At 59.8% G+C, this 24,464-nt stretch carries 34 protein-coding genes; 4 read left to right on the plus strand and 30 right to left on the minus strand.

All coding sequences use genetic code 11. The features are described from left to right. Window positions 1-8: 8 nt before the first annotated feature. Window positions 9-1,325 carry a replication-associated recombination protein A gene (locus QDY28_RS02515; protein WP_331380139.1) on the minus strand — a complete coding sequence of 439 codons (1,317 nt, stop codon included), beginning with the start codon at window positions 1,323-1,325 and terminating at the stop codon, window positions 9-11. Then, entirely contained in the window at window positions 1,322-2,725 is a 1,404-nt protein-coding gene (locus QDY28_RS02520; RefSeq protein WP_331380140.1) for a DegQ family serine endoprotease, read from the minus strand. The genes QDY28_RS02515 and QDY28_RS02520 overlap by 4 nt, the downstream gene beginning before the upstream one ends. Window positions 2,726-2,900: 175 nt before the next feature. On the opposite strand from QDY28_RS02520, the gene QDY28_RS02525 reads away from it, so the two are divergent. Beyond that, window positions 2,901-3,248, plus strand: a complete 348-nt coding sequence (locus QDY28_RS02525) for a lysozyme inhibitor LprI family protein (protein ID WP_331380141.1) — start codon at window positions 2,901-2,903, stop codon at window positions 3,246-3,248. Window positions 3,249-3,602: 354 nt separating this feature from the next. On the opposite strand, the gene ilvD is transcribed toward QDY28_RS02525, so the two are convergent. Continuing rightward, a complete protein-coding gene (gene ilvD / locus QDY28_RS02530; RefSeq protein WP_331380142.1) occupies window positions 3,603-5,441 on the minus strand; it encodes a dihydroxy-acid dehydratase in 1,839 nt (612 codons plus the stop codon). A 343-nt stretch (window positions 5,442-5,784) separates the two neighbouring features. Between ilvD and msrP the strand changes: the two genes are divergently transcribed. Both msrP and msrQ read left to right on the plus strand, forming a co-directional pair. Beyond that, window positions 5,785-6,732 (plus strand): protein-methionine-sulfoxide reductase catalytic subunit MsrP, encoded by a 948-nt coding sequence (gene msrP, locus QDY28_RS02535; RefSeq protein WP_331380143.1) that lies wholly within the window; start codon window positions 5,785-5,787, stop codon window positions 6,730-6,732. Then, window positions 6,732-7,385, plus strand: a complete 654-nt coding sequence (gene msrQ, locus QDY28_RS02540) for a protein-methionine-sulfoxide reductase heme-binding subunit MsrQ (RefSeq protein WP_442967467.1) — start codon at window positions 6,732-6,734, stop codon at window positions 7,383-7,385. Before msrP ends, msrQ begins: the two co-directional genes overlap by 1 nt. 31 nt (window positions 7,386-7,416) lie before the next feature. Here msrQ and QDY28_RS02545 read toward each other — a convergent pair whose 3' ends face one another. The 5 genes from QDY28_RS02545 to QDY28_RS02565 form a co-directional block, all read right to left on the minus strand. Next, on the minus strand, window positions 7,417-8,307 hold the full coding sequence (locus QDY28_RS02545) for an HlyD family secretion protein (protein ID WP_331380144.1): 891 nt from the start codon (window positions 8,305-8,307) through the stop codon (window positions 7,417-7,419). Further along, on the minus strand, window positions 8,304-8,513 hold the full coding sequence (locus QDY28_RS02550) for a DUF1656 domain-containing protein (protein WP_092844950.1): 210 nt from the start codon (window positions 8,511-8,513) through the stop codon (window positions 8,304-8,306). The genes QDY28_RS02545 and QDY28_RS02550 overlap by 4 nt, the downstream gene beginning before the upstream one ends. 4 nt (window positions 8,514-8,517) lie before the next feature. Further along, complete coding sequence (locus QDY28_RS02555) at window positions 8,518-10,590, minus strand: FUSC family protein (RefSeq protein WP_331380145.1); 2,073 nt, start codon at window positions 10,588-10,590, stop codon at window positions 8,518-8,520. Next, complete coding sequence (locus QDY28_RS02560; protein ID WP_331380146.1) at window positions 10,587-11,063, minus strand: MarR family winged helix-turn-helix transcriptional regulator; 477 nt, start codon at window positions 11,061-11,063, stop codon at window positions 10,587-10,589. The genes QDY28_RS02555 and QDY28_RS02560 overlap by 4 nt, the downstream gene beginning before the upstream one ends. Before the next feature lie 79 nt (window positions 11,064-11,142). Further along, entirely contained in the window at window positions 11,143-11,769 is a 627-nt protein-coding gene (locus QDY28_RS02565) for a TetR/AcrR family transcriptional regulator (protein ID WP_331380147.1), read from the minus strand. A 71-nt stretch (window positions 11,770-11,840) separates the two neighbouring features. Here QDY28_RS02565 and QDY28_RS02570 point away from each other — a divergent pair, with 71 nt between their 5' ends. After that, the gene (locus QDY28_RS02570; protein WP_331380148.1) at window positions 11,841-12,359 is read left to right on the plus strand and encodes a DinB family protein; all 519 of its coding nucleotides are present in this window, start codon (window positions 11,841-11,843) and stop codon (window positions 12,357-12,359) included. A gap of 13 nt (window positions 12,360-12,372) precedes the next feature. On the opposite strand, the gene QDY28_RS02575 is transcribed toward QDY28_RS02570, so the two are convergent. The 22 genes from QDY28_RS02575 to rplV all read right to left on the minus strand — a co-directional run bounded on the left by QDY28_RS02575 (window position 12,373) and on the right by rplV (window position 24,463). Further along, on the minus strand, window positions 12,373-12,750 hold the full coding sequence (locus tag QDY28_RS02575) for a ribosomal maturation YjgA family protein (RefSeq protein ID WP_331380149.1): 378 nt from the start codon (window positions 12,748-12,750) through the stop codon (window positions 12,373-12,375). A gap of 205 nt (window positions 12,751-12,955) precedes the next feature. After that, a complete protein-coding gene (rplQ, locus tag QDY28_RS02580) occupies window positions 12,956-13,378 on the minus strand; it encodes a 50S ribosomal protein L17 (protein WP_107107815.1) in 423 nt (140 codons plus the stop codon). A 45-nt stretch (window positions 13,379-13,423) separates the two neighbouring features. Next, window positions 13,424-14,434: a DNA-directed RNA polymerase subunit alpha gene (locus QDY28_RS02585; RefSeq protein ID WP_028753958.1), complete on the minus strand. Its 1,011-nt coding sequence runs from the start codon at window positions 14,432-14,434 to the stop codon at window positions 13,424-13,426. 103 nt (window positions 14,435-14,537) lie between these two features. Beyond that, complete coding sequence (gene rpsK / locus QDY28_RS02590) at window positions 14,538-14,927, minus strand: 30S ribosomal protein S11 (protein ID WP_004118426.1); 390 nt, start codon at window positions 14,925-14,927, stop codon at window positions 14,538-14,540. A gap of 133 nt (window positions 14,928-15,060) precedes the next feature. Further along, window positions 15,061-15,429: a 30S ribosomal protein S13 gene (rpsM, locus tag QDY28_RS02595; RefSeq protein WP_004118424.1), complete on the minus strand. Its 369-nt coding sequence runs from the start codon at window positions 15,427-15,429 to the stop codon at window positions 15,061-15,063. A 218-nt stretch (window positions 15,430-15,647) separates the two neighbouring features. Further along, window positions 15,648-16,298, minus strand: coding sequence for an adenylate kinase (locus QDY28_RS02600; RefSeq protein ID WP_331380150.1), 651 nt, complete (start codon window positions 16,296-16,298; stop codon window positions 15,648-15,650). Then, on the minus strand, window positions 16,295-17,635 hold the full coding sequence (gene secY, locus QDY28_RS02605) for a preprotein translocase subunit SecY (protein WP_104822793.1): 1,341 nt from the start codon (window positions 17,633-17,635) through the stop codon (window positions 16,295-16,297). Before secY ends, QDY28_RS02600 begins: the two co-directional genes overlap by 4 nt. A 224-nt stretch (window positions 17,636-17,859) precedes the next feature. Then, a complete protein-coding gene (gene rplO, locus QDY28_RS02610) occupies window positions 17,860-18,330 on the minus strand; it encodes a 50S ribosomal protein L15 (RefSeq protein WP_107107812.1) in 471 nt (156 codons plus the stop codon). A gap of 16 nt (window positions 18,331-18,346) precedes the next feature. After that, window positions 18,347-18,559 (minus strand): 50S ribosomal protein L30, encoded by a 213-nt coding sequence (gene rpmD / locus QDY28_RS02615; RefSeq protein WP_285879644.1) that lies wholly within the window; start codon window positions 18,557-18,559, stop codon window positions 18,347-18,349. Between the two features lie 13 nt (window positions 18,560-18,572). Then, window positions 18,573-19,142, minus strand: a complete 570-nt coding sequence (gene rpsE, locus QDY28_RS02620) for a 30S ribosomal protein S5 (RefSeq protein ID WP_028753962.1) — start codon at window positions 19,140-19,142, stop codon at window positions 18,573-18,575. A 128-nt stretch (window positions 19,143-19,270) separates the two neighbouring features. Beyond that, window positions 19,271-19,633, minus strand: a complete 363-nt coding sequence (rplR, locus tag QDY28_RS02625) for a 50S ribosomal protein L18 (RefSeq protein WP_028753963.1) — start codon at window positions 19,631-19,633, stop codon at window positions 19,271-19,273. A 12-nt stretch (window positions 19,634-19,645) separates the two neighbouring features. After that, window positions 19,646-20,179, minus strand: a complete 534-nt coding sequence (rplF, locus tag QDY28_RS02630) for a 50S ribosomal protein L6 (protein ID WP_283057982.1) — start codon at window positions 20,177-20,179, stop codon at window positions 19,646-19,648. 41 nt (window positions 20,180-20,220) lie between these two features. Beyond that, on the minus strand, window positions 20,221-20,619 hold the full coding sequence (gene rpsH / locus QDY28_RS02635) for a 30S ribosomal protein S8 (RefSeq protein ID WP_112572299.1): 399 nt from the start codon (window positions 20,617-20,619) through the stop codon (window positions 20,221-20,223). Between the two features lie 12 nt (window positions 20,620-20,631). Beyond that, complete coding sequence (rpsN, locus tag QDY28_RS02640; protein WP_283057980.1) at window positions 20,632-20,937, minus strand: 30S ribosomal protein S14; 306 nt, start codon at window positions 20,935-20,937, stop codon at window positions 20,632-20,634. 33 nt (window positions 20,938-20,970) lie between these two features. After that, the gene (gene rplE, locus QDY28_RS02645; RefSeq protein WP_004118404.1) at window positions 20,971-21,528 is read right to left on the minus strand and encodes a 50S ribosomal protein L5; all 558 of its coding nucleotides are present in this window, start codon (window positions 21,526-21,528) and stop codon (window positions 20,971-20,973) included. Then, on the minus strand, window positions 21,521-21,829 hold the full coding sequence (gene rplX / locus QDY28_RS02650; RefSeq protein WP_331380151.1) for a 50S ribosomal protein L24: 309 nt from the start codon (window positions 21,827-21,829) through the stop codon (window positions 21,521-21,523). The genes rplE and rplX overlap by 8 nt, the downstream gene beginning before the upstream one ends. An 11-nt stretch (window positions 21,830-21,840) precedes the next feature. Then, window positions 21,841-22,209, minus strand: coding sequence for a 50S ribosomal protein L14 (gene rplN / locus QDY28_RS02655; RefSeq protein WP_003573790.1), 369 nt, complete (start codon window positions 22,207-22,209; stop codon window positions 21,841-21,843). A gap of 225 nt (window positions 22,210-22,434) precedes the next feature. Continuing rightward, a complete protein-coding gene (gene rpsQ, locus QDY28_RS02660) occupies window positions 22,435-22,674 on the minus strand; it encodes a 30S ribosomal protein S17 (protein ID WP_028753969.1) in 240 nt (79 codons plus the stop codon). 12 nt (window positions 22,675-22,686) lie between these two features. Further along, the gene (gene rpmC / locus QDY28_RS02665; protein ID WP_007690763.1) at window positions 22,687-22,887 is read right to left on the minus strand and encodes a 50S ribosomal protein L29; all 201 of its coding nucleotides are present in this window, start codon (window positions 22,885-22,887) and stop codon (window positions 22,687-22,689) included. An 11-nt stretch (window positions 22,888-22,898) separates the two neighbouring features. Next, window positions 22,899-23,312 (minus strand): 50S ribosomal protein L16, encoded by a 414-nt coding sequence (gene rplP, locus QDY28_RS02670; protein WP_004118395.1) that lies wholly within the window; start codon window positions 23,310-23,312, stop codon window positions 22,899-22,901. Window positions 23,313-23,348: 36 nt separating this feature from the next. Then, window positions 23,349-24,074 carry a 30S ribosomal protein S3 gene (rpsC, locus tag QDY28_RS02675; protein WP_104822786.1) on the minus strand — a complete coding sequence of 242 codons (726 nt, stop codon included), beginning with the start codon at window positions 24,072-24,074 and terminating at the stop codon, window positions 23,349-23,351. Then, a complete protein-coding gene (rplV, locus tag QDY28_RS02680; protein WP_120663683.1) occupies window positions 24,074-24,463 on the minus strand; it encodes a 50S ribosomal protein L22 in 390 nt (129 codons plus the stop codon). The genes rpsC and rplV overlap by 1 nt, the downstream gene beginning before the upstream one ends. Window position 24,464: the final 1 nt, after the last annotated feature.

Raw genomic sequence — 24,464 nt, forward strand, 5'->3', positions numbered from 1 at the left:
CGTCTAACCTATTGTTCACCGCGCTCCTTGCGCAGCTTCGCCCACCAATCCAGCCGTTTGCGGATTTCGCGCTCGAAACCACGTTCTGGCGGATCGTAGAAGGTCTGGCGGCCCATCTTCTCCGGAAAATAATTCTGGCCCGAAAAGGCATCGGGTTCATCATGGTCATAACGGTAACCATCGCCATAACCCTCTGTGCGCATCAGCTTCGTCGGCGCATTGAGGATATGCTTGGGCGGCAGTAGCGAGCCGTTCTGCTTGGCGGCCTGCGTGGCAGCCTTGAATGCGGTATAGACGGCGTTCGACTTCGGGGCCGTGGCGAGATAGACGCAGGCCTCTGCCAGCGCCAACTCACCTTCCGGTGACCCCAGATAATCATAGGCGTCCTTGGCGGCGTTGCAGATGACCAGCGCCTGGGGATCGGCAAGCCCGATATCCTCTACCGCCATGCGCACCAGCCGCCTTCCGAGATAGAGCGGGTCTTCACCGGCGTCGAACATGCGGGCAAGATAATAGAGCGCCGCGTCGGGGTCGGAGCCGCGCACGGACTTATGCAGGGCCGAAATCAGATTGTAATGGCCATCCTGCGCCTTGTCATAGACGGGCGCGCGGCGCTGTACGATCTTGACCAGCGCATCGGGATCGAAAAGCTCATCCTTGCGCGCGGCACGCCAGACTTCTTCGGCCAGCGTCAGCACAGAGCGCCCATCGCCATCGGCCATGCGGATCAGGCTGGCGCGGGCATCCTCGGTCAGTGGCAGCGGCTTGCCTTCCGCCTGCTCGGCGCGGCGCAGCAACTCCTCCAGGCTCTCCTCATCATGCGAGCGAAATGTCAGGACCCGCGCGCGGGACAGAAGAGCGGCATTGAGCTCGAAGGACGGGTTCTCGGTGGTGGCGCCAACCAGAATGACGGTGCCGTCTTCCATCACAGGCAGGAAGCTGTCCTGCTGGGCGCGGTTGAAGCGATGGATTTCATCGACGAAAAGCAACGTCTGGCGGCCGTCCATGCGGCGAAGACGGGCGGCTTCGAACACCTTCTTCAGATCGGCAACGCCGGAGAAGATTGCCGAAATCTGCTCGAAGGCGAGACCCGCCTCGCCCGACAGCAGCCGTGCCACCGTTGTCTTGCCGGTGCCTGGCGGCCCCCAGAAGATCATCGAGCCGAGCGAGCCGGAATCAATCATCCGCCGCAGCGCGCCGTCCTCGCCGGTCAGATGTTGCTGACCGGTGACATCGGCCAAAGTTTGCGGCCGCAGACGATCGGCGAGAGGCCGCCTCTTTGCGACCTCCTCCGGTATCCGCGGTGCAAACAGATCGTCGCTCATCGGAAGAACTGCCGGATGCGTTGGCCGTCGCGCTCGATTTCGACGCGCCAGAAGCTTGGATTGCCGGCAACCGCCTGCTGCAGCACGTCCGTCGAGGTGATCGGGACGCCGTTGACGGAAACGACGATATCCTTCGGCGCAAAGCCAAGGCGCTCGGCCGGCGAATCCGCCTTCAGGTTCTCAACGACGACGCCGTCCGTATCCGCCGGCAGATGCAGTTCATCGGCGACCCGCGGCGAAAGGTTCGCGACGGTCGCGCCCGAGAAGGGATTGTTGCCCTGAATCAGCTTCTCGTCCCGCGGTGTGGACTCCGGCGCGGCCGCGAGCGTCATGCTGTCCTGATGTTCTTTGCCGTTATCCAGAACGGTCAAAGCAACGGTAGCGCCGAGGCCGGCCGTTGTCAGACGGTAACCAAGCGCGTCCGGATGCTCGACGGGGATATTGTTGATGGCCGTGACGACCTCACCAGCCTTCAGGCCAGCCTTCGCCGCCGGCCCGCCTTCGACCACCTTGGTCACCAGCGCACCGCGCACCTTGTCGAGGCCGAGCGCTTCGGCAACATCTGACGTCACCGGTTCGAAGGAAGCCCCGATATAAGGGCGATCGAAGGTCTTGGCACCACGATCGGCTGCAGCGAGGAAAACCTTGACCAGATTGGCGGGAATGGCGAAGCCAATGCCGTTCGAGCCACCGCCCTGGGAAAAGATCGCCGTGTTGAGGCCGATCAGTTCGCCCGACATATTCGTCAGAGCGCCGCCGGAATTGCCGGGATTGATCGAGGCATCGGTTTGGATAAAGAAGCCGACCTCGTTCTTCACCTGGTTGCGGGCTAGCGCCGATACGATGCCGCTCGTGACCGTCTGGCCGACGCCGAAGGGATTGCCGATCGCCAGCACGAGATCGCCCACTTCGACCGCATCGGAATTGCCGATCGGCAGGATGGGGAAGCTCTGGTTCCTGGATTTGATTTTCAGAACGGCGAGATCGACCCGATCATCCTTCAGCACGACATCGCAAGGGAATTCGCGGCCATCGGACAGCGCAATCTTGATGTCGTCGGCGCCGTCGATGACGTGGTTGTTGGTAATGACCGTGCCGTTCGCCTCGACAATGACGCCGGAGCCGAGCGAAGATTGCTTCTCCGTGCGATTCGGCATGCGCTGGCCGAAGAACTGTTCGAAGAAGGGATCGCCGGCAAATGGGGACTGCCGTTGTACCATCCGCTCCGCGTAGACATTGACCACGGCGCCGGCCGTCTGCTTGACCAGCGGCGCGAATGAAAGCTGCATTTGCATCTGGCTCTGCGGCACGGACTTTACGGTCTGCGCCTCGGCCGAAAGCGGCATCGTCATGATGAGGGCAATCATCGAAACGGCGGTGCGCTTCAGCAGGATCTGCATGGAATTTTCCTTCTTTAATGCTCTTGAAACAACGTTGTAGCGTCCGACGCTAGAAAGAAAAGAGGGCGGAAGCATGAAGTATAATTGGTCGTCCACGCACACGAAAAAGAGGCGTCATGAACAAAAACGCGTGATGGTGCATTTCGTTTCGGAAACCGGCAGATGGAGCAAAATCATGCGATCAGTGAGCCTTGCGGCAGTCTTTTTCATTACCTCCCTTACGGCGGTCAGCACATCCGAGGCCGCGAGCTTCAATTGCGATTCGCGGAACCTGCAGCCGGACGAAAAGACGATCTGCGATAACAGAGCGCTCAACGACGCCGACGTAAAAATGGTGACGACTTTCAACCTGCTCTCTGGTCTCCTCGCCATGGGCTCCCGCGGCACGCTGCAGGACGAGCAGACCGCCTGGCTGAAGAAGCGGCAGGCCTGTGGCGCCGATGCCGCCTGCATAAAGGGGGCTTACGACGAACGGCTGAAAGCGTTGGATGAGACATATAAGCGGATCAACCGGCCGCTTTGAGCGTATGTCTTACCGAGCGCGGCAATGCAGGGTCTATCTCGCCCTTGGCGGGCGAGAAAGCAATTTCTTACATTTAGCCCCAAGGCTAAGTGTTAGAAATTGCAAGAGAGGAGGTAGGCAGGGGCGCACAGAAGCCCTGAACTAATTTGAGCAAGCAGCGGTCCCCCGCTCCTGCAATTTCAATGGCTTAGAAATTGCGCTAGGCTTTTTAACCTGCAGAACGTCCGATAACCGCAATCCTAAACCAGTGAAATTGCTTTCTCGCCCGCCAAGGGCGAGATAGATCCCGTGTCTGCCGCCCGCCACCTTCTCCCCGCCCCTTCGACAAGCTCAGGACGGGGCGAAGGGGCTTTGTCATTTCCCGCCCAAATCTCTGACCGCGCCGCGGTCCGCACTGGTCGCGAAGGCGGCATAGGCCTTCAGGGCCGTCGTGACGTTGCGCTTGCGCTGTTCTGCCGGATGCCAGCCCTTGGCGTTCTGAGCTTCGCGACGAGCAGCAAGTTCCTTGTCGTCGACGCGCAGGCTGATGGTGCGGTTCGGGATGTCGATGTCGATCATGTCGCCTTCACGCACGAGGCCGATCGTGCCACCATTGGCCGCTTCCGGCGAAACGTGGCCGATCGAGAGGCCCGAGGTACCGCCGGAGAATCGACCGTCAGTGATCAGCGCGCAGGCTTTGCCGAGGCCCTTCGACTTCAGATAACTGGTCGGGTAGAGCATTTCCTGCATGCCGGGGCCGCCCTTCGGGCCTTCATAGCGGATGACGACGACGTCGCCGGCCTTGATCTCGTTGCTGAGGATGGCCTTGACGGATGCGTCCTGGCTTTCGAAGACCCTGGCTGGGCCGGAGAATTTCAGGATCGATTCATCGACGCCGGCCGTCTTTACGATGCAGCCGTCCAACGCCAGATTGCCCTTGAGGACCGCGAGACCGCCGTCCTTGGAGAAAGGATGTTCGACGGAGCGGATGACGCCGTTCTCGCGATCGGTGTCAAGCTCTTCCCAACGGGCGTTCTGGCTGAAGGCAACCTGAGTCGGAATGCCGCCTGGGGCGGCGCGGAAGAATTCGCGCACGCTTTCGCTGTTGGTGCGGGTGATATCCCAGCGGTCGATGGCGTCCCCGAGCGTTTCAGCATGCACGGTCGGGCAATCGCGATTGATCAGGCCGCCCTTGTCGAGCTCGCCGAGGATCGACATGATGCCGCCGGCGCGATGCACGTCTTCCATATGCACGTCGCTCTTGGCCGGAGCGACCTTGGACAGGCAGGGCACGCGGCGCGAGAGCGCGTCGATATCAGCCATGGTGAAATCGATCTCGCCTTCATGCGCTGCGGCCAGAATATGCAGCACCGTATTGGTCGAGCCGCCCATGGCGATGTCGAGCGACATTGCGTTTTCAAACGCCTGCTTCGAAGCAACGTTACGCGGCAGGATCGTGGCGTCTTCCTGCTCATAATAGCGGCGGGCCAGATCCACGATCAGATGGCCAGCTTCGACGAACAGACGCTTGCGGTCGGCATGGGTGGCGAGTGTCGAGCCATTGCCCGGCAGCGACAGGCCGAGCGCTTCGGTCAGGCAGTTCATCGAATTGGCCGTGAACATGCCCGAGCAGGAGCCGCAGGTCGGACAGGCAGAACGCTCGATAACCTGAACGTCTTCATCGCTGATCTTGTCGTCGGCCGCTGCAACCATGGCGTCGACGAGATCGAGCGCATGCTTCTTGCCGTGCAGGACGACCTTGCCGGCTTCCATCGGGCCGCCGGAGACGAAAACGGTCGGGATGTTCAGGCGCAGCGAGGCCATCAGCATGCCGGGGGTGATCTTGTCGCAATTGGAGATGCAGACCATGGCATCGGCGCAATGGGCATTGACCATATATTCGACGCTGTCGGCAATCAGCTCGCGCGACGGCAGCGAATAGAGCATGCCGTCATGACCCATAGCGATGCCGTCATCGACGGCGATGGTGTTGAATTCCTTGGCGACACCGCCGGCCGCTTCGATTTCACGCGCAACAAGCTGGCCGAGGTCCTTGAGGTGGACATGGCCGGGCACGAACTGGGTGAAGGAGTTTACCACCGCAATGATCGGCTTGCCGAAATCGCTATCCTTCATACCCGTCGCGCGCCAAAGGCCGCGCGCACCCGCCATGTTGCGGCCATGGGTCGTGGTTCTGGAACGATAAGCTGGCATGGTGTCTTCCTCGTCGTCTCGGAAATTGTGAGGCGTCGGCCGGCCAGGGCTTTGCGCCGAAGGGAGCGCCGACATTCCTGCTTTTTGGAATTGTCCTAATCCAATCGCACCGGACTGTCACTATCAACTCAAGCGAATCCGGTACGCCGCAAGGGCAAGCTCGTCTCTGGCTCAGTCATTGGCCAAATGACATGGACAACGCAAAAGCCTGCTTATTCCATCACGGATGCACACGAAAAGTTGGTTTCCGTTGAAAAGAAATAACATCGTAAGACCGTAACAAATCACGCTTCTCCCGCGTAGAGGTCGTATCATCTCTACGATCGTAGAAAGGAATATCGTAATGCCTTCCTATCGCCCGCCGAAGATCGCCTCTTCCGAGATCACGCCGCGCTCGGTCTATATGAAGCGTCGGGACTTCCTGACGGCTGTAGCTGGCGCTGGCATCGCGATCGCTGGCGGGAAAAGCGCTCTTGCCGATACATTGAACGCCACGAAGAGCAACTATACGGTCGACGAGAAGCTGACGCCGCTCAAGGATGTCACCACCTACAACAATTTCTATGAATTCGGTCTCGACAAATCCGACCCTGCCAACCTCTCCGGCAAGTTCAAGCCGCGGCCCTGGACCGTACAGGTCGATGGCATGGTGGGCAAACCCGGCACCTTCGACATCGATGCACTGATCAAGGAATTTCCGCCGGAAGAGCGCGTCTACCGCATGCGCTGCGTCGAGGCCTGGTCGATGGTCATTCCCTGGGATGGCTTCCCGCTTTCGGCGCTGCTCGACAAGGTGGAGCCGCTCGGCAGCGCCAAATTCGTCGCCTTGGAGACGGTCGTGCGGCCGGAGGAGATGCCGGGCCAGTCGGGCGTTTTCCAGTCTCTAAATTGGCCCTATGTCGAGGGCCTGCGGCTCGACGAAGCCCGCAATCCCCTAACGCTTTTGGCCGTCGGTCTTTACGGTGAGACATTGCCGAACCAGAACGGTGCTCCGATCCGTTTGGTCGTGCCATGGAAATACGGCTTCAAGGGCATCAAGTCGATCGTGCGCATCACGCTCACCGACAAGCAGCCGCTGAATACCTGGCAGGCGACCAACAGCCAGGAATACGGCTTCTATGCCAACGTCAATCCGGCGGTCGATCATCCGCGCTGGAGCCAGGCAACCGAGCGCCGCATCGGCGAAGGCGGCTTCTTCGGCGCCAATCGCCACCCCACCCTTCCCTTCAACGGCTATGCCGATCAGGTCGCAAGCCTTTATGCCGGCATGGACCTGAGGGCGAATTTCTGATGGCTCTTTCCCTCGCCCTGCCCAAACGCTGGCAGTCCGCTTCCGTCTGGGCGCTTTACGTCGTCGGCCTGATACCGGCCGCATGGGAATTCTATCTCGGTGCCACGGACCAGCTCGGCGCCGATGCAGTGAAGACCTTCGAACTCTTTCTCGGGCTCTGGGCAGTCCGCTTCCTGCTCCTGACGCTCGCCGTCACCCCAGCGCGCGATCTCTTCGGCTGGAACTACCTGCGCTACCGCCGGGCGCTCGGCCTGCTTTGCTTCTACTACGCGCTGATGCATCTGACCGTCTACATGATCCTCGACCAAGCGCTCGACGTGCAGGCCGTCATCGACGACGTGCTCAAGCGGCCCTTCATCATGTTCGGCATGGCCGGGCTGGTGATGCTGCTGGCGCTGGCCGTGACCTCCAACAATTTTTCGATCAAGCGCTTAGGCAAAAAATGGATCTGGCTGCATCGGCTGGTCTATATCATCGCTGCCTGCGGCGCGCTGCATTTCGCGCTGTCGACCAAGGTGCTATCGCTTGAGCAGTATATCTATATTGGCCTGCTGATCGCCATGATCCTTTACCGGTCGTACCGCCCGATCATGATGGAGAAGCGCAGGGCGGCGCGGAAACCGGCTGCGGTTTCCCGCTCCAAGGCGGCCTGAACTCGGCCGCCCTGTTCTTTTCGAGCGGTGGTCATTTCGCAGCACTGGCGATCTTGGGCTCGCCCTGTTCCTGCACCTCGACGGTCGCCGTCAAGCCGGCAATCAGCTTCGTGCCGTCAGGCACCTTGTCGAGCGCGATGCGCACCGGCACGCGCTGCGACAGGCGCACCCAACTAAACGTCGGCGTGATATTGGCGAGCAGGCTGCCCGAAGTTCGTTCGCGATCCTCGATGCCATAGGCAATGCTTTCGACATGGCCGGTCAGCTTTTCGGCCTGCCCCATCAGATGGATTGAAACCGCATCGCCGATATGGATACGCGGCAGCTTGGTTTCCTCGAAATAGCCTTCGACGCGCAGCGAATCGGTATCGATCAGCGCCACTTTGGCAGTGCCGGCCGAAACATAGTCGCCGGGACGCAGGCTGAAGTTCGAGATCGTGCCGTTGACGGTAGCACGGATCTCTGAACGGTCGAGGTTCAACTGCGCGAGCTCGCGATTGGCGGTCGCCTGACGCAGCGCGGCTTCGGCCTGCTGCTCGGTGGTCTGCGCCTGTTCCTTCTGCTGTAGGGAAGCGGCATCGCCGAGGCGATCCTGCCGCTGCCTTTCACGGCGGGCCTGGTCGAGAGCCGCCTTGCTGCTTGCGAGCGCGGCATCGGCCTGTTCGAGAGCAATGGCGAAGCGATCGCGATCGACACGGAAGAGGACATCACCTTTGTTGACGGTCTGGTTGTCCTTGACGAGCACCTCGCTCACGAGACCGGAGACATCAGGCGCAATGCCGACGACATCAGCCCTGAGGCGCGCATCGCGCGTCCAGGGCTCGTCCATGTAGTGGCCCCAGAGCTGGCGGCCGACGTAGACGGCGGCAACGACGAAGATGAGAGTAACGGCCACCCGGCCGATGAGTTTTAACGCGTTCATGTGAAGTACCAACGAGAGACGGAGGAGACGGCGCCGAGCAGCAGGACGTAAAGCGCGAGGTCGAAAAGACCGCGATGCCAGACCAGAGTGTAGGCTCCGATCCATGCGAGCAGGCGCCTGAGGATGATGACGGCAAACAACGTCACGAGCATGAGAACCAGAAGGCGTGGGATATAAACGCCATAAAGATCGAATTCTGCGGGCATGATATTACTCGGCGGCAATAGGTAGAGGTTGCGTGTTATCCGATACAGGCGGTCGCCAGCTCGCCGGCGGCTCGGCATGGGGGAAGAGCGCCCGGCGAAGGCCGACGAGCGCATCGAGGCTCACCCGGCCGGAGTGGCGCTTTTCCTGCGCGACAGCTTCAAGACTTTGATCGATCGACACGCGCAGTTCGTCGGAGGGATCGATGGCACGCTTGGCCTTCAGTCTCGAGCGATAGAAATCCGATACGCCGATCAGGACTGCGCTGACAGATGCGGCCGAAGCGGAGCTTAGCTGACCGCGCTCTTTCTGCAGCATCAGCACGTTGAAGCCGAGACGGACATCGGCATAGCCGTCAACCTTCTTCAGCTCGCGGTCTTCGATGCCTGCAAGGCGCGGTACGAGCTGGCCCAGACGGTCGAGGATGCGGCCGGATAGGCGTTCGTGATCGGCACGACGGATGCCGGCCGCGGTTTCGGCGAGATCGGTCCAGCCGGCCCGCACCAGCCGCCAGGCGGCAAGTTCGGCGCCGAAGGGACGGGTGAGCAAGGTCCAGACGAGGGCAAAGCCGACGCCCGCCAAGGCCGCGATGGCGCTATTGGCGAAGCTGGCGAAATCGGCCGTATAACGATCCTGCAGAGCGATGAAGGTGGCGCCATTTACCGCCAGCAGCATGGCGAGCATGTTGGTCTGCGGACGCGGGATCAACAGGCCCATGACCAGGAAAGGCGGGGCAAAGACCAGCACCAGCATCTCGAAGCCGGAGATCGACGGCAATATGCCGAAAATGTAGATGCAGGCGATGAGCAGACTTGCGGCGCACCAGATGAACATCGAGGTAATGAAGGGTGCAGGCCGATCGAGCGAGGCGAAAAACGAGCAGGCAACGGCCGCCATTGTGACGAAGCCGGCGCCATCCACCCATCCGGAATAGATCCAGAATAAGCAGGCGACCGCGATCCCGACGACGACCGCGCCGGCTGAGAAAGCAAGCAGCGCATAGTCATAGTGCCGGCTGCGTGCGACGACATTGCGGTGGCGGAAGGCGGGGCGCCAGGTGCCGACCTGCTGCCCGGACATGATCTGATCGCGCAGCGTCAGGCAATCCTGCCAGAGATCGACGATTTCCTTGAGGCGGGCCAGAGCGCTGGACCGGACGAGGGCATCCCAACCGAGATCCAGGTCATTCTGCTGCAATTCCTCGATCTTTTTCGATAGGGCATCGGCGGTATCGTCGGCCTTGCCTCGCCCGCCCTGAGCGAGCCAGTCGGCGGCTTCGTTGAGGACGGCGACAAGCTCCTGCGGCAGCGGCTTGCCACCGGCCTTCAGCGCGTGCAGGCGATCGGCGAGAGAGGAGAAGAGCGGCAATAGCATCAACAGACGACCGCGCAATTCGCACGAATGTCTGACGATATCACGGCTGCCTGCGTCATAGCGCAATTGGCTGATGACGAAATCGAGGCCGGTGACGTCGGCGGCAAGCTTCTGCCGCTTCAGGGGAGTTGCAGGGGAAGCGCCTTCCCCACGCAGGATTTCGTCTGCCCAAGTCCCAGCATCATCCAGCCAGGAGCTGATGCGCTGGCCAAGCACGGTACCGACACTGCTTGGAAAGACGACGGCGCTGACGACACTGGCGCAGACGATGCCGATGATGATCTCCTCGGACCGGGCAAGCGCCACATCGAACACGGTTTCCGGTGCACCCACGGTCGGAAGCGCAATCAGCGGCAGCGAATAGCCGGCCAGCATGAAGACATAGCTGCGTGAGGTACGGTCAAGCATCGAGATGAACAGCAGGGTGCCGGTCCACAATGCGACGACGACGGAGAGCAATTCCGGCGCATTGACGAAGAGTGGCACGAGGATCAACGAGGCGCAGGCGCCGATGAGCGTGCCGAGAGCACGATACAGCCCCTTGGAGCTGGTTGCGCCAGCAAGAGGATTGGCGACCACATAGACAGCCGCCATCGCCCAATAGGGACGCGGCAGGTCCAGCGACAGCGCAATGAACAGCGCCATGATGGCTGCAATAAAGGCTTTGAGGGAAAACAACCAGTCGCGCCAGGATGGAATGCTCATAGGGCTTTCTCCCGCTCCCGCTCGGCTTCGCTGGTCTTCGGCGATTCAAACTCCTCGAAAGCCTTCAGAACACGAACAGCAGCTTCGATATCCGCCGGGGCGACATTGGCGAGGATCTTGCCACGCAGTTCGTCAAGCGCGTCCTCCATGCGGGAGGCCAGCACCTCGCCTTCAGCCGTCAGCCACAGACCTTTTGCACGCCGATCCGTCGGATCATCCTTGCGGATAACGAGATCCATACTTTCGAGCTGATCGAGCAGACGAACCAAAGACGGGCCCTCGATGCCGACATAGGTGGCGAGAACCACCTGCCGGACGCCTCCGCCGAGGCGGCCGATCCAAAGCAGCGGCGCAGCCGCGGCTTCCGATATGCCATAGGAGCTCAGCGCAAGATCAACCACCCGTCGCCATTGGCGACCGGTCGTGAGCAGATTGGCGGTGAAGAGGCGTTGCAGGGCGTTTAGCGATTTCATGCAAATCTATTAGCACTAAACTAATTAGTATTCAAACTATTTCCATTCAAAGTGATGTTGTCGCCGCTCGAACCGACGCTTACCGATCGGTGCAGCTAAGATAGGAGCAGATCATCTTGACCAGTTCCTGCTTCAACTCCGGTGAATCCAATGTGCCTTTCCGCGCTCCGTTGTGGATCACGCCTTCGACCGCGCCGGATAGAAGTTGCGCAAGGACATCGTCGGAGGGACCCGCATCTGCACCGCGATGGGCAGCGACAAAATCTCTGTAGCGATTTTGATAGTCTGCCACAAAGGCGTCGTGGGCCGATCTCGACCCCTCAAGCCCTGGCACCTCATCCAGAAGCACCCTATGAAGCTCGGGATTCACGTTGTGAGCATCTATCATCCCTTGAACGAGAGCTTCGACGCTCTGCTGCAACGGCAAGTCGCTCGCGGTCGCCTGACGCAGGACGGCCAGAACTTCGTCGAAATGGCGGCGCCTTATCGCTTTTACCAAAGAGAGTTTGTCGGGAAAATACTGATAGAGGGAACCGATGCTGACCCCCGCGACGACCGCCACTGTATTCGTCGTGAACCCGGCCCATCCGCGATCGCCCAAAATGCGAGCACCGGCCTCGATGATCGCGTCGACCGTTGCCCGCAAGCGGGCCTGGCTCGGCTCTTTGCGCATCGGCGAGCGCGGTCTTTTAATGCGAGTAGACATACGCTCCCTGCTCCCCGAAAATGCGAACAACCTACTCGCATTTTTCCCGAGGACGAAAGGGCAACATCCTCATGAGCGAATTGTCACTGCTGCAGACTCTTTTCCGCTATCAGGCCTCGGCAAACCAAGAATTGCTGGACGCGATCGGCCGCTTCGATCCGGTCCGCCACGATAAAGAGCGTCATCAGTCAATACGCTTAATGAATCATTCACTGATTGTCGGCCGGATATTTGCAGCGCATCTTACCGGGCAGGAGCATGGCTATGCGGACGACAATACGCCTGAGACACCTTCCCTGGCCGATCTTCATGCCGCGCTCACGGCGTCGGATCAGTGGTATCTGCAATACCTCGAAACCATCACCCCGGAGCTTCTGTCCGAAGCCCTGCCATTTGTCTTCACAGACGGAGACAGAGGCTGCATGACGCGCCAGGAAATGCTCCTGCACGTCGTCACGCATGGAGGCTATCACAGGGGCGAGATTGGCCGCCTCCTGACACAGCTCTCCATCACGCCGCCCTGGGATACGCTGGCTGTTCATCTTCACCGCGCTGAGCCGTCACGGCGGCTGGCGGTTGCTGCAGAATGAAGCGCCCGGCGCGTCAGACCAAGCGTTTTCGGCTCGATAGACTCCAATCCAGCGCCAGCGCCACAGCGATACCGGTGGCATAGGCGAGAATGTTCCAAGGCGAGAATACCCGCCCCAGCAACAGGGCTCCAGCGGTGGTCAATCGAAACGCATCCAGCGCCGGCGTATGCCAAAGCCTGAAAAGCTCGACGAGCACGGCAACGATGAGCGCCGCCGCGGTGATCGTGAACCGACGCGCCCTGGCGAAGGCGGCCGCCAGCAGCCAATAGACCATGCCTCCCCATAAGATCGAGCCGCCATATTTCACGATCTGGAATGACAGATGCGCAGCATATCCGAACCGCCTGAGCGCGAGGCCGCAGGCGATCGTCAGCAACAGCGCCAGAAACATACCTATTCTCCTGCACATCAATTTCAGCCGCATGCCTGGCGGTGCCCTTCCTAAAAGATGCCCAAAAGTCGGCGTCCGACTTAGCAATGAAGCGGCGACATTCCATAGAAGTCACGAGAAGGAAAGGCCGTTTCCGCAAGTCGAAACGCCAAAAGGCCGGATGATTGCTCATCCGGCCTCTTAATTTGTATCCGAAGCGAGCCGATTAAGCGGCTGCGGCTTCTTCCTCGGCAGCAACGCGGGCCTTGTCGGCTGCGCCCTTGGCAAGGGTGTCGCGATCGACGAATTCGACGACGGCGAGAGCGGCGTTGTCGCCCTGGCGGAAGCCAGCCTTCATGATGCGCAGGTAGCCGCCGTTGCGGGTGGCGTAACGCGAAGCGATCGTGTCGAACAGCTTCGAGACGACAGCGGCATCACGGATCTGCGAGATGGCCTGACGACGAGCGTGCAGGTCGCCGCGCTTGCCGAGGGTTACCAGCTTCTCGACGATCGGGCGGATTTCCTTCGCCTTCGGAAGCGTGGTGACGATCTGCTCATGGGTGATGAGCGAAGCCGCCATGTTGGCGAACATCGCCTTACGGTGGCTAGCGGTTCTATTCAGCTTGCGGCCGGCTTTACCGTGGCGCATGGCTATTCTCCTTCACTTGCAGGCATTCGCCCGCAGTTTGATTGGTTAGTATTGGTCTTCGTAACGCTTGGCGAGATCTTCGATGTTCTCGGGCGGCCATGCCGGCACTTCCATGCCGAGGTGCAGGCCCATGGAAGCGAGAACTTCCTTGATTTCGTTCAGCGACTTGCGACCAAAATTCGGCGTGCGGAGCATTTCTGCTTCGGTCTTCTGAATGAGGTCGCCGATGTAGACGATGTTGTCGTTCTTCAGGCAGTTTGCCGAGCGAACAGACAGTTCCAGTTCGTCCACCTTCTTGAGGAGCGCCGGGTTGAAAGCAAGTTCGGTGACTGCTTCTTCTTCGGCTTCCTTCTGCGGCTCGTCGAAGTTGACGAAGACGCCAAGCTGATCCTGGAGGATGCGAGCCGCGAAAGCGACGGCATCTTCGCCGGTGATCGAGCCATCGGTTTCGATCGACATGCTCAGCTTGTCGTAGTCGAGAACCTGTCCTTCACGGGTGTTTTCAACCTTGTAGGACACCTTCTTGACCGGCGAATAGAGGCTGTCGACCGGGATGAGGCCGATCGGAGCATCTTCCGCACGATTGCGCTCGGCCGGGACATAGCCCTTGCCGTTGTTGACGGTGAACTCCATGCGGATTTCGGCGCCCTCGTCGAGCGTGCAGATGACATGCTCGGGGTTGAGGATTTCGATATCGCCGACCGTCTGAATGTCGCCAGCCGTTACCACGCCTGGGCCCTGCTTGCGCACGACCATGCGCTTGCTGTCATCGCCGTCCATCTTGATGGCGATTTCCTTGATGTTCAGCACGATGTCCGTCACGTCTTCCCGGACACCCGGGATAGAGGAGAACTCATGCAGCACGCCGTCGATCTGCACGGCCGTCACAGCGGCGCCGCGCAGAGAGGACAGCAGAACGCGGCGCAGCGCGTTGCCGAGTGTGAGACCGAAGCCACGTTCCAGCGGTTCGGCCACGAGCGTTGCCTTGGTGCGGCCGCTCGAGGAGAACTCGACCTTGTTCGGCTTGATCAGTTCCTGCCAGTTTTTCTGAATCATGTTCTTGCCTTCCGTTCGTTGCCACCATCCAATCGTGGCAACCGAGCTTGAGAAGCACCGAGCCGGGCGCGTGCGCTCCGGCTGGTGTCGTGAGTGGCGATGATCAGACGCGGCGCTTCTTGCGCGGGCGGCAACCATTGTGCGGGATCGGGGTCACGTCGCGGATGGACGTGATCATGAAACCGGCAGCCTGGAGCGCGCGCAGAGCGGATTCACGACCGGAGCCCGGACCGCAAACTTCGACTTCCAGCGACTTCATGCCATGTTCCTGCGCCTTCTTGGCGCAGTCTTCAGCAGCGATCTGAGCAGCGAACGGCGTCGACTTGCGCGAACCCTTGAAGCCCTTAGCACCGGCAGACGACCAGGCAATGGCGTTGCCCTGTGCGTCGGTGATGGTGATCATCGTGTTGTTGAAGGTCGAATTGACGTGCGCAACGCCCGACGTGATATTCTTGCGCTCGCGACGGCGAACGCGGACGGCTTCCTTGGCCATAGTAGTCCTTTCTTGGATCTCTTCACCGCCGTAATGCCAGCGGCTACACCGGAACGGCACCTACATGGCCCCGCTCCAAACTCAAAAGAGGCCGGCGCAGACCGCCAGCCTCCCAAATCCGGTTTCCCGGAAATTACTTCTTCTTACCAGCAATAGCCTTTGCCGGACCCTTGCGGGTGCGGGCATTGGTATGGGTGCGCTGGCCGCGAACCGGCAGGCCGCGACGATGACGCAGGCCGCGGTAGCTGCCAAGGTCCATCAGACGCTTGATGTTCATCGCGGTTTCGCGACGAAGATCGCCTTCGACCTGATAGTCGCGGTCGATGGTTTCGCGGATCTGCAGAACTTCGGCGTCCGTCAACTGATTGACGCGACGCTCGGCCGGAATACCGACCTTTTCGCAGATTTCCTGTGCAAACTTAGGTCCGATCCCGTGAATGTAGCGAAGCGCAATTACTACGCGCTTTGCAGTCGGGATGTTGACGCCAGCGATACGAGCCACGCCTGTTCTCCTTGCATTCCCTCAGCCTGAGCGAAGGGTTTTGTTATGCAGCCCTGGAGCTGCTTGTTCAAACTTGGGTCCGTAACACGTCAAAACGACCGTACCCGGACTTCCCTACGGAAATCCGCGCCGATCGCATGGCATGTCGCGAGTTGGCGCGGTGTTTAGCGGAATCAGCGCAAAAAAGCAACCGCTCCGACAAGTTTATTTTAAGCCACCTAGAGCTTGGACAGGATGGCCTCGATGTCAGCCGTCACATGCTCGATATCGGCCATGCCGTCTACCGACTGAAGCTTCCCCTTGGCGTAGTAATAGCCGATGAGCGGCGACGTTTCCTTGTAGTAGACCTGCAGGCGTTCGACGACCGTCTCTCTGTTGTCGTCGGCGCGGCGCTTGAAATGCGTGGAACCGCAACGGTCACACACCCCCTCCACCTTCGGCTTCAGGTTTTCGTCATGATAGCCGGCGCCGCAGTTGGCGCAGGTATAACGGCCTGAAATACGATCGGCGAGTACGGCGTCATCCACCTTGATCTCGATGACGACCGAGAGGTTGAGACCTTTCTCCTTCAACATGGCTTCCGTCGCATCAGCTTGAACAAGCGTGCGCGGATAACCATCGAGAATGAAGCCCTTGGCGCAATCCGGTTGATCGATACGCTCGGATACGATGGCATTGACGATTTCGTCTGAAACAAGCTTGCCGGCATCCATGACGGCCTTGGCGCGCTTGCCTACTTCAGTCCCTGCCGCCACCGCAGCCCTCAGCATATCGCCCGTGGAAAGCTGCGGAATGCCGTACTTTTCCACGATACGCTGGGCCTGGGTCCCCTTACCTGCTCCCGGCGGCCCCAAAAGTATCAATCTCATCGCCCCCTCTTTCCTCCACGCAGCTTCGATTTCTTGATCAGGCCTTCATATTGCTGTGCAATCAGGTGACCCTGAATCTGTGCCACCGTATCCAGCGTTACGCTAACCACGATCAGAAGCGAAGTGCCACCCAACGACAGCGGAATACCGGTCTGGGACACGAGAATTTCGGGCAGAATGCAGACGAAGACAAGGTAGATCGCGCCGATCACCGTGATTCGGGTCAGCACATAATCGATATATTCGGCGGTGCGCTCGCCCGGGCGAATGCCCGGAATGAAGCCGCCGTGCTTCTTCAGATTGTCGGCCGTGTCCTTCGGATTGAAAACCAGCGCGGTGTAGAAGAAGGCGAAGAAGGCGATCAAGGCACCGTAGAGCACCATGTAGATTGGCTGGCCGTGACCAAGGGCCGCGACGATGGAAGTGACCCAGGTCGGCAGGGCCGTGTTGTTGCCAAGGCCGGCGACGGTCGCGGGCAGCAGCAGCAGCGACGATGCGAAGATCGCCGGAATAACGCCCGATGTGTTGAGCTTCAGCGGCAGATGCGAGGTATCGCCCTGGAACATGCGGGTGCCGACCTGGCGCTTGGGATATTGGATCAGCAGGCGGCGCTGAGCACGCTCCACGAAAACGATCAGCCCGATGACCAGGACAGCCACGACAAGCACGGCCAGGATGAGGCCGGTCGACAGAGCGCCCGTGCGACCGAGTTCCAGCGTACCAGCAAGCGCGGTCGGCAGACCGGCTGCGATGCCTGCGAAGATGATCAGCGAGATACCGTTGCCGATGCCGCGCGAGGTGACCTGTTCACCAAGCCACATCAGGAACATCGTGCCGCCGAGCAGCGTGACGACGGTCGAAAGCCGGAAGAACCAGCCTGGATCGAGGACCACGCCATTACCGTGCTCAAGGCCGATCGCAATGCCGTAGGCCTGCAAGGCGCCGAGCAGTACAGTGCCGTAGCGGGTATACTGGTTGATGATCTTGCGGCCCTGCTCGCCTTCCTTCTTCAGGTTCTCGAGCGCCGGCACGACCGAGGTCATGAGCTGCACGATGATCGAAGCGGAAATATAGGGCATGATGCCGAGCGCGAAAATCGCCATGCGCTGCACGGCACCGCCGGAAAACATGTTGAAAAGGCCGAGAATGCCGCCGGACTGATTCTGAAAGGCCTGGGCATAGGCCGCCGGATTAAGGCCCGGAAGCGGGATGTGGGTACCCAGACGGTAGACGAGGAGAGCGCCGAGCGTGAACCACAGTCGCTTCTTGAGATCCTCGGCTTTGGCAAAGGTCGAAAAATTGAGATTGGATGCCAATTGTTCCGCTGCAGAAGCCATGCAAATCTCCGCATTACCAATTCCGGCATAATCGGCCGGGTCCGGAATCAGTCTTTAATTGTTTAAAAGCCGGGCTTTGGACGGATTGCACTGCAATCGGATGCCTCACCCTTGGTTCCCGTTATTCCCTAAAAAGACACTGGCGCATCGTTCAGGTTCGTGAGGCTCACATATGGGAGCAAAATCGCCCGGTGTGAAGCACCCCGGGCGATTTATTGATAAGATTATTCTGCGACAGAAGCGAGCAGCTTGACGGAACCGCCAGCCTTTTCGATCTTTTCGACCGCCGACTTGGAGGCGCCTGCAACTTCCAGCGAAAGCTTCGCCTTCAGTTCGCCGTCCGAAAGGACGCGAACGCCGTCCTTGACGCGGCGAATCACGCCTGCAGCTTTCAGAGCTGCAGCATCGACGGTCGCCTTGGCATCGAGCTTGCCAGCATCGACGGCAGCCTGGATGCGTGCCAGCGACACGACAACATAGTCGGCTGCGAAGATGTTGGTGAAGCCGCGCTTCGGCAGGCGACGGTAGATTGGCATCTGACCGCCTTCGAAGCCGTTGATGGCAACGCCCGAACGGGACTTCTGACCCTTCACACCACGGCCGCCGGTCTTGCCGGAGCCGGAGCCGATGCCGCGGCCGAGGCGCTTGCGGCTGTGGGTCGAGCCTTCGTTATCCTTGATCTCATTCAGTTTCATAGCGAATACCTCCGGCTCACTTCTCGTCGACAACGCGAACGAGATGCTGGACAGCACGGATCATGCCACGAACAGCCGGAGTATCTTCCAGCGTGCGGCGACGGTGCATCTTGTTCAGTCCGAGACCGATCAGCGTCTTCTGCTGAACATCCGGACGGCGGATGGGGCTGCCAATCTGCTCGACCGTAACGGTCGTCTTGGCTTCAGCCTTCTTGGTCGTCTTGGCCATAGGTCAAACTCCCTTATTCTTCGGAGGCGTTGCCCGAGGAGGTACGGCGAGCCTGCAGGGTGGCATACTTGATGCCGCGCTGAGCTGCGATGTCCTTCGGGTGAACCTGGTGCTTCAGGGCGTCGAACGTGGCGCGAACCATGTTGTACGGGTTCGACGAACCGGTCGACTTGGCAACGACGTCGTGAACGCCGAGCGTTTCGAAAACGGCGCGCATCGGGCCGCCGGCGATGATACCGGTACCGACCTTGGCCGAGCGCAGCAGAACCTTGCCGGCGCCATGACGGCCATGGACGTCGTGATGCAGCGTACGGCCGTCACGCAGCGGTACGAAGATCATGTCGCGCTTGGCACTTTCGGTTGCCTTGCGGATCGCTTCCGGCACTTCGCGTGCCTTGCCGTGACCGAAGCCTACGCGGCCCTTCTGGTCACCGACGACGACGAGAGCGGCGAAACCGAAACGGCGGCCACCCTTTACGACCTTCGCGACGCGGTTGATCGCGACGAGCTTGTCGACGAATTCGCTATCGCGCTCTTCACGGCTCTGGCGGTCTTCCCGCGGAGCCCTCTTTTCCTGTGCCATTGTCCTCTTCCTTTTTCTTTTCCGGGTGCAATCGGCAAACAAAACGAAGACCGCATCGACCTCCAGACGGAGATCAGCGGTCCGGTGATATCCGGCCGGCGCTCGAAAGCTGCCGGCCGGAAACTTGATCAGAAGGTCAGGCCGCCTTCGCGGGCTGCATCGGCCAGAGCCTTGATGCGGCCGTGATAGATGAAGGCGCCGCGGTCAAACACGACTTCCTTGACGCCGGCCTTGGAGGCGCGCTCGGCAACGAGCTTGCCAACGAGGGCAGCGGCTGCGGTGTCGGCACCGGTCTTCAGAGAACCGCGCAGATCCTTGTCGAGGGTGGAGGCAGACGCGAGTGTCTTGCCGGCCACATCATCGATGACCTGGGCGTAGATGTTCTTCGACGAGCGATGAACCGACAGGCGCGGACGGCCATTGGCCACCGACTTGAGTTGACGGCGCACGCGGTTGGCACGACGTGCAAGTGCTTCTTTCCTGCTAGCCATTTCGCGTGATCCTTACTTCTTCTTGCCTTCTTTGCGGACGATCCGCTCTTCGGCATACTTCACGCCCTTGCCCTTGTAGGGCTCGGGACCGCGGTATTCGCGGATTTCAGCGGCAACCTGGCCGACCTGCTGCTTGTTGATGCCGGTGACGACGATTTCCGTCGGCTTCGGCACAGCGATCGTGATGCCCTGCGGCGGCTCATAAACCACGTCGTGGCTGAAGCCGAGCGCGAGCTGCAGGTTCTTGCCCTGCATGGCGGCACGGTAGCCGACGCCGTTGATTTCGAGCTTGCGCTCGTAGCCGTCCTTAACACCCTTCAGGATGTTCTCGATCATCGTGCGGGACATGCCCCACTTTGCGCGAGCATCCTTGGAGTTGCTGAGCGGCGTTACGACAATTGCGTTGTTTTCCAGCTTGAGACCGATTTCGTCGTTAGCAACGAAAACCAGTTCGCCCTTGGGGCCCTTAGCAGTCACCTTCTGGCCTTCAACCGAGGCCGTGATTCCTGCAGGCACCTGAACGGGCTTTTTACCGATACGAGACATTTTTCAAACCTGTCTGTTTCGAAGGAGATCCCTGTCCGGTCTTAGAAGACCGAGCAGAGAACCTCGCCACCAACATTCTGTTCGCGAGCCTGGTGATCGGCCATCACACCCTTCGGAGTAGAAAGGATGGTGATGCCGAGGCCGTTCGCGACCTGCGGAATGGACTTGACCGAGACATAGACTCGGCGGCCCGGCTTGGACACACGGCCGATCTCGCGGATCACCGATGCGCCTTCATAGTACTTCAGTTCGATGTTGAGCTCAGACTTGCCGTTGCCGAAATCGACGACGGAGTAGCCACGGATGTAGCCTTCAGCCTGCAGGACATCGAGAACACGCGCACGAAGCTTGGACGCAGGCGTCGAAACCGACGACTTGCGGCGCGAAGCACCGTTGCGGATACGGGTGAGCATATCGCCCAAAGGATCAGTCATAGTCATCTAATCTGCTCCTTACCAGCTCGACTTGACGACGCCCGGCACTTTGCCGAGGTTGCCGAGTTCACGCAGCGCGATACGCGACATGCGCAGTTTGCGGTAATAGGCGCGCGGGCGGCCCGATACTTCGCAACGATTGCGAATGCGGGTCTTCGATCCATCGCGCGGGAGCGATGCCAGCTTCAGAGTGGCCTTGAACCGGTCTTCGATCGGAAGAGACTGGTTCATGATGATTGCCTTCAGAGCAGCCCGCTTCGCGGACTGGTTGGCAACCGTATTGCGGCGGCGCTTGTTCTTTTCGACTGCGCTTGTCTTCGCCATATCAGGGTTCCTTTTCTACGCTCGTCGTTACGGTTATTGACGGAACGGGAAGTTGAACTCTTTCAGAAGAGCCCGAGCTTCGTCGTCGGTCGTCGCCGTCGTGCAAACGATGATGTCCATGCCCCACATCTGATCAACCTTGTCGTAGTTGATCTCAGGGAACACAATGTGCTCCTTGATGCCCATGGCGAAGTTGCCACGACCGTCAAAGCTTTTCGGGTTCAGGCCGCGGAAGTCGCGAACGCGCGGGAGCGCGATGTTGACCAGACGATCCAGGAACTCATACATGCGGGCGCCGCGCAGCGTCACCTTGGCGCCGATCGGCATGTTTTCGCGGACTTTGAAGCCAGCGATGGAGTTGCGTGCACGGGTGATGACCGGCTTCTGGCCAGCGATGGCCGCCAGGTCGGCAGCAGCAACGGTCGGCTTCTTCGAATCAGCCGTCGCTTCGCCAACGCCCATGTTGATCACGATCTTGTCCAGCTTCGGGATCTGCATCTCGTTAGCGTAGGAGAACTTCTCCTGCATGGCTGCACGGATGCGAGCAACGTATTCCTTCTTGAGCCGCGGCTCGTACTTTGCCTCAGCCATCGATCACTTCTCCCGAGCTCTTGGCCACACGGACCTTCTTGCCCTCTACAACCTTGAAACCGACACGGGTCGGCTTGCCGTCCTTGTCGACGATCGCAATGTTGGACAGGTGAAGCGGGGCTTCCTTGCTGATGATGCCGGCTTCCTGGGTCTGCGTCTGGCGCTGATGGCGCTTGATGACGTTGACGCCACGGACGACCGCGCGGTCTTCCTTCGGCAGCACTTGAATAACTTCGCCGGTACGGCCCTTGTCCTTGCCGGCCAATACGACGACCTTGTCGCCTTTACGGATCTTTTGCATCACTCCGCTCCTTAAAGTACTTCTGGAGCCAGCGAGATGATCTTCATGTGGTTCTTGGCGCGAAGTTCGCGCGGAACCGGTCCGAAGATACGGGTGCCGATCGGCTCTTTCTTGTTGTCGATGAGGACTGCTGCATTGGTATCGAAGCGGATGACGCTGCCATCCGGACGACGGATGTCCTTGGCGGTGCGAACGACAACCGCCTTCATCACGTCACCCTTCTTCACACGGCCGCGCGGAATGGCTTCCTTGATCGAAACGACGATAACGTCGCCGATCGAGGCATACTTGCGCTTCGAGCCGCCCAGCACCTTGATGCACATGACACGACGTGCGCCGGAATTATCCGCCACGTCGAGGTTTGTTTGCATCTGAATCATGTCAGGTCGCCTTCTTGTTGTTACCGGAATGGTTGGGCCAAACGGCCCCCTACCCCGGCTTATGGACTAGTGTCTTGTCTGATTTCTCCGGCATTCGAGACCAACTGGGTCACCTTCACCGGTCATCAATAAAGCAAAAGAACGCCCGTTCTCGAGCGTCCTGCTTCCAAGCTCGTGCTTCATACAGATATTTCGCCCAAGCGCAAGGGCCTGAGCGAAATTCTGTTACTTGGCCTGGGCGGAAACGACCGTCCAGGTCTTGTCCTTGGAGATCGGCGCGCATTCCTCAATGGAAACGACGTCGCCGACCTTGTACTGATTGTTTTCGTCGTGAGCCTTGTACTTCTTGGAACGACGAACGGTCTTCTGGAGCAGCGGGTGAGCGAAACGACGCTCAACGCGGACAACTACCGTCTTCTCGTTCTTGTCGCTGACCACGACGCCCTGCAGAATGCGCTTCGGCATGTTATTCTTCCTTTAGGCCTTTGCTTCTGCCGCCTTCTGGCGGGCAATGGTTTTCACGCGAGCGATGTCCTTGCGGACTTCGTTGATGCGCGAGGACTTTTCAAGCTGGCCGGTCGCCTTCTGAAAGCGCAGATTGAACTGCTCCTTCTTCAGCTTGGCAAGCTCATCCTTGAGTTGGTCGGCGCTCAGGGCGCGAACATCTGCGGCTTTCATGAGCTTCTTCCTTACTCTGCAATGCGCTGCACGAAGCGCGTCTTGACCGAGAGCTTGGCGGCGCCGAGGCGCAGAGCCTCACGAGCGATTTCTTCGCTCACACCATCGATCTCGAACATCATACGGCCGGGCTTGACCTTGCATGCCCAGTATTCGACAGAGCCTTTACCTTTACCCATGCGGACTTCGGTCGGCTTTGCGGTTACCGGAACATCCGGGAACACGCGGATCCATACACGGCCGGCGCGCTTCATATAACGCGTGATCGCGCGGCGAGCCGCTTCGATCTCACGAGCGTTGACGCGGTTGGGCTCCTGCGACTTCAGACCGAATTCGCCGAATGCGAGGTCAGAACCACCCTTGGCAACGCCCTTGATGCGGCCCTTAAATTGCTTGCGGTACTTCGTACGCTTTGGCTGCAACATTTTCTTATTCTCCGAACTTATCTGCCACGAACGCCATCAAGCGTTTTCGCGGCGGCGGTCTCTATCGCGATCGCGGCTAGCCGGACCCTGAGCGTCGCCTTCCAGCGCGCGGCGTTCGGAGGCCATCGGATCGTGCTCAAGGATTTCGCCCTTGAAGATCCAGACCTTGATGCCGCAGATGCCGAAAGCGGTTTCTGCTTCAGCCGTGCCGTAGTCGATGTCGGCGCGCAGCGTATGCAGCGGCACGCGACCTTCACGGTACCATTCCGTACGCGCGATTTCCGCACCGCCGAGACGGCCGGCGCAGGTGATCTTGATGCCTTCGGCGCCAAGACGCATCGCGGACTGAACGGCGCGCTTCATGGCGCGACGGAAAGCAACACGGCGCTCGAGCTGCTGAGCGATCGACTGGGCAACCAGCGTCGCGTCGATTTCCGGCTTGCGCACTTCAACGATGTTGAGATGCGTTTCGGAATTCGTCATATCCGACAGCTTCTTGCGGAGCTTGTCGATGTCAGCGCCCTTTTTGCCGATGATCAGGCCCGGACGAGCCGAGTGGATCGTAACGCGGCACTTCTTGTGCGGACGCTCGATGACCACCTTGGAGATACCGGCCTGCTTCAGTTCGTTCATGACGAACTTGCGCATCTTCAGGTCTTCGTGAAGGAGCTGGCCATACTCGGCATTGTCCGCAAACCAGCGGCTATCCCAGGTACGGTTGATGCCAAGACGAAAACCGATCGGATTGATTTTCTGACCCATTATGCGGCCTCCCCTTGAGCTTCCACTTCACGAACGACGATCGTCAGGTGCGCGAACGGACGCTCGATACGAGACGCGCGGCCGCGGCCACGAGCGTGGAAACGCTTCATGACGATCGACTTGCCGACATAGGCTTCCGCCACGACCAGCGAGTCGACGTCGAGATCATGGTTGTTTTCCGCGTTGGCAATCGCAGATTCGAGCGTCTTCTTGACGGCACCTGCGATGCGCTTGCGCGAGAATTCCAACTCAGCGAGTGCGCGGTCAACCTTCTTGCCACGGATCGAAGCCGCGACCAGGTTGAGCTTCTGCGGGCTGACGCGGAGCGTGCGCGCAACTGCCTGCGCTTCGTTGTCCTTCAGCCGGCGTTCGGCTTTTGCCTTGCCCATT

The organism is Rhizobium sp. BR 362, assembly GCF_036528765.1.
Classification (GTDB): domain Bacteria; phylum Pseudomonadota; class Alphaproteobacteria; order Rhizobiales; family Rhizobiaceae; genus Rhizobium.